General features: G+C 74.5%; 8 protein-coding genes. 3 read left to right on the top strand and 5 right to left on the bottom strand.

Translation table 11 applies throughout. The features are described 5' to 3' along the window. On the top strand, positions 1-911 hold a 911-nt coding region (locus tag ABZ885_RS32335; RefSeq protein ID WP_360196558.1), incomplete at its 5' end, for a polysaccharide deacetylase family protein. A 37-nt stretch (positions 912-948) separates the two neighbouring features. On the opposite strand, the gene ABZ885_RS32330 is transcribed toward ABZ885_RS32335, so the two are convergent. Together ABZ885_RS32330 and ABZ885_RS32325 are read right to left on the bottom strand one after the other, a co-directional pair. After that, positions 949-1395, bottom strand: a complete 447-nt coding sequence (locus ABZ885_RS32330; protein WP_360196556.1) for a YchJ family metal-binding protein — start codon at positions 1393-1395, stop codon at positions 949-951. 142 nt (positions 1396-1537) lie between these two features. After that, complete coding sequence (locus ABZ885_RS32325; RefSeq protein WP_360196553.1) at positions 1538-2194, bottom strand: NAD(P)-binding domain-containing protein; 657 nt, start codon at positions 2192-2194, stop codon at positions 1538-1540. Between the two features lie 157 nt (positions 2195-2351). On the opposite strand from ABZ885_RS32325, the gene ABZ885_RS32320 reads away from it, so the two are divergent. Further along, on the top strand, positions 2352-3944 hold the full coding sequence (locus ABZ885_RS32320; RefSeq protein ID WP_360196550.1) for a PQQ-binding-like beta-propeller repeat protein: 1593 nt from the start codon (positions 2352-2354) through the stop codon (positions 3942-3944). A gap of 3 nt (positions 3945-3947) precedes the next feature. On the opposite strand, the gene ABZ885_RS32315 is transcribed toward ABZ885_RS32320, so the two are convergent. The 3 genes from ABZ885_RS32315 to ABZ885_RS32305 form a co-directional block, all read right to left on the bottom strand. Then, entirely contained in the window at positions 3948-4280 is a 333-nt protein-coding gene (locus ABZ885_RS32315) for a hypothetical protein (RefSeq protein WP_360196548.1), read from the bottom strand. Positions 4281-4548: 268 nt separating this feature from the next. Continuing rightward, positions 4549-5634 (bottom strand): polyprenyl synthetase family protein, encoded by a 1086-nt coding sequence (locus ABZ885_RS32310; RefSeq protein ID WP_360196545.1) that lies wholly within the window; start codon positions 5632-5634, stop codon positions 4549-4551. Continuing rightward, a complete protein-coding gene (locus ABZ885_RS32305) occupies positions 5631-6086 on the bottom strand; it encodes a hypothetical protein (RefSeq protein WP_360196542.1) in 456 nt (151 codons plus the stop codon). Before ABZ885_RS32305 ends, ABZ885_RS32310 begins: the two co-directional genes overlap by 4 nt. Before the next feature lie 489 nt (positions 6087-6575). Between ABZ885_RS32305 and ABZ885_RS32300 the strand changes: the two genes are divergently transcribed. After that, positions 6576-6905: a cytochrome C oxidase subunit I gene (locus tag ABZ885_RS32300; protein ID WP_360196539.1), complete on the top strand. Its 330-nt coding sequence runs from the start codon at positions 6576-6578 to the stop codon at positions 6903-6905. The last annotated feature ends 199 nt before the right edge of the window (positions 6906-7104 follow it).

Genomic DNA, 7104 nt, shown 5'->3' with positions numbered 1-7104 from the left:
AGTCGGGGCGGAAGTCCTCCCAGGACCCGCAGCAGGACCGGCCGGCCGGTGCGCAGCCGGAGCAGCAGGGCGATGCCGGCGAGGCGGCCGACCGGGGCGGTCCGCGGCCGCCGGCCGTGCCGCTGCCGCGGGTGCTGCCGGGGCTGGCCCGGGCCGAGGAGGAGGGCAGCAGGGAGGCGGTGGCCCGCCGCGAGGCGGAGGTCCGCACCGCGCTGGAGACCGCGCACCGCTGGGGCCTGGCCCAGCTGCCACCCCGGGCGCCGCAACACCCGCTGGTCAAACCGGAGTTGAAGCCGGTGCAAGGAGTGAAGCTCAAGGACGGGCTGCCTCCGGTGGTGTACCGCGTCCCGACCGACCAGAGGATCGTCTTCCTGACGGTGGACGACGGCGCCGAGAAGGACCCGGAGTTCTCCCGGATGGCGGACGAGCTCGGGATCCCGCTCAGCACCTTCGTCGCCGACTACCTGGCCCGGTCCGACTACGGCTACTTCCGCAAGCTCGCCGCCCAGGGCGACGCGGTGAACAACCACACCATCAACCACCGCAACCTGAAGGTGCTCGACTACGCCACCCAGCGCGACGAGATCTGCCGGCAGCAGGACCAGCTGGAGCAGCAGATCGGTGTCCGCCCCCGGCTGTTCCGGCCCCCGTACGGTGAGTACAACGACGACACCCTGCGGGCCGCGGCCTCCTGCGGCATCGAGGCGGTGCCGTTGTGGAACGAGGAGGCCTTCCCGGACCACATGGAGTACCGCTACGAGGACCAGCGGCTGCACGACGGCGACATCATCCTCACCCACTTCCGGGGAACCGACCTCTGGAACGGCACCATGCCGGACCTGCTCCGCAAGGTCGTGAACGAGGTCACCGCACAGGGTTTCACCTTCGCCCGCCTGGACGACTACCTCTGAGGCGTGCCCGAGGCCGCCCCCGGGCGCCGATGCCCGGTCACGAGCCCGTGTCGAGGGAGAGGGCGTCGAGGTAGACCCAGGCGCCCTCGTGGCGGACGAAGCGGCTGTGCTCGGTGAGCACCCCCTCCTCCCGGCCCTCGGTGTAGTGGGCGCGGAAGGCGACCGTGCCCTCGGTGTGGAACGGGCCGCCGTCGCTGGTGGAGAGCACGTCGAGGCGGTTCCAGCGCAGTGCCGGGTCGAAGTCGACCGAGGCGGGGCGGGTGTCCGGGTGCCAGCTGCGCAGCAGGTAGGCCTCGTCGTGGGCGGCGAAGGCGCTGAAGCGCGAGCGCATCAGTGCCTCGGCGGTCGGCGCGGCGGCCTGGCCCCGGTGGTAGCGGCCGCAGCAGTCGCCGTACGCGGCGGGCAGCCCGCACGGGCAGGGTGAGGAGGGCAGCAGTCGGGGAGCGGGGGTGGCGGCACGGGGCGCGGAGCGGCGTCGGGACATGCCGTCCATTCTCGCCCCTCGCGGGAGTGCCGCGGTGCGGCGGGGGCGCGCGCCCGCCGACGTCCGCCCCGCCGTCCGCCGCCGTCCGCCGACGTTCGCCCCGCCGTCCGCCGTCCGTCCGCCGTCCGCCCTGATGCCGCGCCTACTCCGCGCGCTTGATCGAGTAGTTGAAGTCGGTCGTCCCGAAGGCGCGCATCAGCTGGAGCCAGAACGGCATCAGCATCTCCATGCCCCGGGCGGCGGCGATCCCGCCGAGGTCGATCACCGCCTCGGCCGGCCAGCCGAACTCGCCCAGCAGGGAGACCAGTTCGGTCTTGGCGGCGGCGTCGTCCCCGGCCACGAACAGGTTGTGCTCGCCCGGCACCCGCCCCGGGTCGACCATCAGCGGCGCGGAGAGCGTGTTCAGCGCCTTCACCACCCTGGCGTCCGGGAACTCCCGCTGGATCCGCTCGCCGACGCTGTCGGTGTTCACCGGGTCGAGGCTCACCGCGCCCTCGGCGGAGAAGACCAGCGGGTTGGAGATGTCGACCAGCACCTTCCCGGCCAGCCGCTCGGCGCCCGCCGCCCGCAGGGCCTCCAGCGAGACCGTCCCGGCGGTGGCGTTCAGCACCACCTCGCCGAACCCGGCCGCGTCCGCGAACGTGCCGGTGTGCCCGTTCGGGCCCGCCTGCTCCGCCCAGGCGACCGCCTTCGGGTTGTCCTTGGTCCGTGAGCCCAGCGTCACCTCGTGGCCCAGCGCGACCAGCTTGTCCGCGAGCGTCCGCCCGACCGTGCCCGTGCCGATGATTCCGATTCGCACCGCGTCCCCGTTCTCGTCCGTCGCCCGCCCGTTGGCGTGCGCCGCGACGACCATAGAGGATCATGACCCGGGATTCGGGTGAAACGCTGCGAACGGAGGACGGCCGACTGGACCACCTCCGCTGGTGGCCCCGGGACCGCCGCCGAACCATGGCGCCATGAAGCGCCTCAACAGACCGTCCGCGCGCGCCGCCGCCCTGCTCGCCGGCCTCGCCCTGCTCACCCCGGCGGCCGCCGCCCGGGCCGACGTCACCACCGTCTCCGTCACCACCGAACGCACCGCCTGGGACCGGGACGAACCCGGGCTCTCCCCCGCCGAGGTCGGCGCCGCGGACTTCGGCGTCCGCTTCTCCGTCCCGCTCGACGGCCAGGTCTTCGCCCAGCCGCTGGTGATCGGCCCGACCGTGGTCGTCGCGACCGAGACCAACCACGTCTACGGGATCGACGCCAAGACCGGGAAGATCACCTGGCACCGTTCGATGGGCGCGGCCTGGCCGTCCGCCGCGATCGGCTGCTCGGACCCCGGCCCCAACGTCGGCACCACGTCCACCCCGGTGTACGACCCGGCCACCGGCACGGTCTACCTGACCAGCAAGGTCAACGACGGCCCCGACGACAAGCATCCGCACTACTACGTGCACGCCGTCGACCCGCGGACCGGGGCCGAGCGCAGCGGCTGGCCGGTCACCGTCCAGGGTGACCCGGTCAACGCCCCCGGCAAGCCGTTCAACGCCTACCGCTCGCTCCAGCGTCCGGGGCTGCTGCTGCTGGACGGCCACGTCTACTTCGGCTTCGGCTCGCTCTGCGGCATCGGCGACTACATCGGCACCCTGGCCGGCCTCGACACCCGCACCCGCAAGCTCACCCTCTGGTCCACGGTGGCCGGCTCCGACACCCAGCGCGCCTCGATCTGGATGGCCGGTAGCGGTCTGGTCTCGGACGGCCCCGGGCGGATCATCCTCGCCACCGCCAACGGCCAGGGCGCCGGCGCCTCGCCCGCGAAGGGCCCGGGCAACAAGCCGCCCGGCGGCCTCGGCGAGTCGGTGATCCGCTTCGCGGTCAACGGCGACGGCACCTTCACCCCGAAGGACTTCTTCAGCCCTGCCAACAACGCCACCCTGGACAAGAAGGACACCGACCTCGGCTCCGGCGGCCCGGTCGCGCTCCCCGAGAACCTCTTCGGCACCCCCGCCCACCCCCGGCTGCTGGTCCAGGTCGGCAAGGACGGCCGGATCTTCCTGCTCGACCGCGACGACCTCGGCGGCATGGGCCAGGGCCCGGACGGCACCGACAAGACCGTCGGCACGACCGGCCCGTACGGCGGCGTCTGGGGCCACCCCGCCGTTTGGGGCGGTGACGGCGGCTACGTCTACACCGTCGAGAACTTCGGCAAGCTGCGCGCCCTCAAGTACGCGGTCAGCCCGGCCGGCCTCCCACAGCTGACCAGCGCCGGCACCAGTGCCGAGGACTTCCTGAAGATGTCCGGCTCGCCCGTCGTCACCTCCGACGGCACCCGCAGCGGTTCCGCCCTGGTCTGGGTCATCTGGTCCGGCACCGGCCAGTACGGCGAGGGCGGCGAACTCCGCGCCTACGACCCGGTGCCGGTGGACGGCACGCTCAGGCTGCGGCGCTCCTTCCCGCTCGGCACGGTCAGCAAGTTCTCGGTGCCGGCCACCGACAAGGGCCGGATCTACGTCGGCACCAAGGACCACCACCTGGTCGCCCTCGGCCGTCCCTCCGCGTTCGCCTGACGCTCAGGTGCCCGGGTGGAGGCTGAAGAGCGTGAACACGGCCAGGGCGAGTGCCGCCCCGGGCGCCAGCGCCGCCCACACCCGCGCCGGCCGGACCAGGTACGCGACCGGCCACTGCGCCACCAGCAGCACCAGCGCGGCCGTCAACAGGTGGTCGGCGAAGGCCAGTTGGTTGTAGGTCGCCGGGCAGGAGCTCCGCCCGTTGCACGAGTCGGTGGCCATCTCGGCGAAGCCGCGCAGCCCGCTCACCAGCGGCAGGCAGAGACCCGTCACGAGGGTCGAGATCATCGGCGCACGCCACCAGTTCGGGTGGGGCCGGGAGAGGGTCTTGGTCATGCACCGATCCTCGCCATCCGGCCCCGCCCCGGGCAGCGGACGCGTACTCAACCCGGAGTGCGCAAGGTACTCAGTCGTACTCACACCGTAGGAGGGCCGGGCTCACCGGCCCGGCCGGACGCCGGGCCGGGACGACCGGGCGCAGGACGTCCTTCCCGCTCCCGGGCCGGGCGGCGAGGTACGGGGCAGCCGGACGCCGGGCCTGGACCGGCGCCTCTGCCCGCCGGCAGCGGGTGGTTCCAGGGGGCGATCGCGCCGACCACGCCGGTCAGCGCCCCCGGGACACCACGAAGCCCGGCAGGGCGAGCAGGAACTCCTGTGCCTCGGCCCCCTCTTCGGAGAGGCCGGCGGGCGGGGGAGCGGCCGCCAGCACCCGGGCGAGCTCCCGCTCGGCGGCGGCGACCAGCCCGGCCGCCGCCTCCCGGGCGCTCTCCACGCAGCCGTAGGCCGTCATCCGGTCGAGCAGCCAGCGGACGTCCTCCGCCGCGTCGGGGCCGCGCTGGGCCCGGGTGCCGCGCAGGTACCGCTCGGCGCGGGCGCGTTCGGCCGGGGTGCAGCGCTCCAGCAGGTGGATCAGGATCAGCGTGCGCTTGCCCTCCCAGAGGTCCCCGGCGATCTCCTTGCCGTAGTCCGCCTGGGAGCCGACCAGGTTCAGCACGTCGTCCTGGATCTGGTAGGCCGCGCCCAGGTACCAGCCGAACCGGTCCAGCCGGGCGGCGTCGGAGGCCGCGCCCTCGGCGACCAGCAGGCCGGAGCGGCACGGGTAGAGAAAGGTGTACCAGGAGGTCTTCTTGAGGCACATCCGGTAGTAGTCGGCGGACACCAGCGCGCAGGCGTTGTCGCGGATCCAGGCGATCTCCAGCGCCTGGCCCTCCAGCGTCTGACGGCACATCAACTCGGTTTCCTCGAACAGCCGCCAGGCCAGCTCGTCACCCAGCTCCCGCCGGTTGGCCATCAGCCGCTGGTGCCCGAGCAGGTGGGTGGCGTGGGCGACGTTCAGCGCGACCTCGACGCCGTAGGCGGCGGGGAGCGTGGGTGTGCCGCGGCGCAGCTCGCTGCCGTCCTGGATGTCGTCGTGGATCAGGAAGGCGTTGTGGAACAGCTCGGCGGTGACGGCCGGGTTGAGCGCGCGCTCCGGGCGGCCGCCGACCGCGGCGCAGGCGGCCAGGCAGAGCGCGGCCCGCAGCCCCTTGCCGGGGCGGGCCGGGTAGTCGGCGGCCAGCTCGTAGAGGTACGGCGGGCTCTGCTCGGGGATGTGGCGCAGCAGCGCCGCCACCGTCCGCTCGCCGTACCGGGCCAGCACCCGTTCGACCAGCTGCGCCCGGTCGGTGAGCGGTGGCGCCGCGGCCGTCACTCCTGGTGGCCTTCGGGCCCGTCGGGGTGCTGCCCCGGCCTCGGCTGCGGGCCGTGCTCCGGCAGCGGGCCGTGTTCCTGCCGGTGCCCGGCGCCCGGCCGGCCGGCCGGGTCGGGGGACTCCGTCGTCAGCGTGGTCAGTTTGAGCAGCAGGTCGAGGGCGTCGTGGGCGTTGGCGGTGAGCCGCCGGGTGTGCGCGGCCGCCGCGGCGGCGGTGTTGTCCGCCAGCCGGGCGGCGACGGCGTCGATCAGCTGGTGGGTGTGCTCGGAGACCTGCTGCACCAGCCGCCCGAACTCCTCGGGGTCCAGCCGGTGCCCGCCGGTGGGCCGGTCGTCGGCCGCGGTCGCGTCGGTCCGCCCGGCCGCGAGCTCGTGCTCCAGCACGGCGGCGGCCTCGATCACCGCCCGCGAGCCCTGCTCGCCCACCTCGCTGAACCGACCCGCGTCGGGCATGGCTGACCTCCGTCTCCGTGCCCCGGGCGACCGGGGCAGGCCGGGCGGTACGCCGACCCGGTCGCCGATGGTACACGGGCGTGCGCGGAGCGTGTCGGAGGCCGTCCGGGTGTCGCCGCTCCGCGGGGGTGCGCCGCGTGGCGGGCGCTCCCGGTGCGGGCGGTGCGCCGCGGCGTCGGCCCCGGTCGCCCCGCCGGTACCGCGTCTGTGCAGGTCGGCGCGGCTTTTGCCGGACGCCTTTGCCGGCTGCCGGACCGGCGAGTCGGCCTGCACGCGCCGGCTGGTCACTGGTAGTAGTTGCGTGGTCGCGCCGCGGGCTCCCGTCGTGGGGTCCGGCCGGCCGATTCGATAGGTGTGCGCCGCTGCCGCCGTGCTGCTCGCCGCGGTGCCCGGGTGCTGGAACAAGGAGCGGTCATGGGTGGCAGGCAGCGCCCGCCGAGAGCGCGGAGCCCTCGGCCGGGCAGGGGAACCGGTGCGGCGGGTGCGCCGGTGGACGCGCGGGTGGAGATCGCCCGGCTGGAGGGCTACCTGGCCTGGGAGGCCGAGGTGTCGGCGGCCGAGCGGGACGCCCGGGCCTTCGCCGAGCAGTTTCCCTGGCTCTCGCCCGGCGACCGGGAGAGCGTCGAACGGGCCTACGCCGCCGACCGGTTGCGCTACGCGGAGGGCGTCGTGGACCGCGCCGTGGAACGGTGCCGGCAGCTGGCGGACCGCTACCGCAGCGAGTGCCGCCGGATCTGCACCCGCTGGGCGGCCGTCTGCCTGGCGGTGACGCTCGCCGTGGCGCTGCTCGCGGTGGTGCCCGCCGCCCTGCGGGCCTGAACGCCGCCCTGCGGGCCTGAACGCCGCCCTGCGGGCCTGAACGCCGCCCTGCGGGTCTGACCCGCTCCGGGGACGGCCGCGAAAGGGCGGAAGCGCGGCAACGGGGACGCCATGCGAGACCGGCCAGGCGACGACGAAGGCGCGACCGATCACGTTGTCCACCGGGACAGGTGCGGTGCGCGGGTGCGGCCCGGGGGGA

The sequence above is a fragment of the Kitasatospora sp. NPDC047058 genome, assembly GCF_040643935.1.
In the GTDB taxonomy this organism is placed as follows: Bacteria; Actinomycetota; Actinomycetes; order Streptomycetales; family Streptomycetaceae; genus Kitasatospora.
This window is presented reverse-complemented; position numbering and strand designations above follow the sequence as displayed.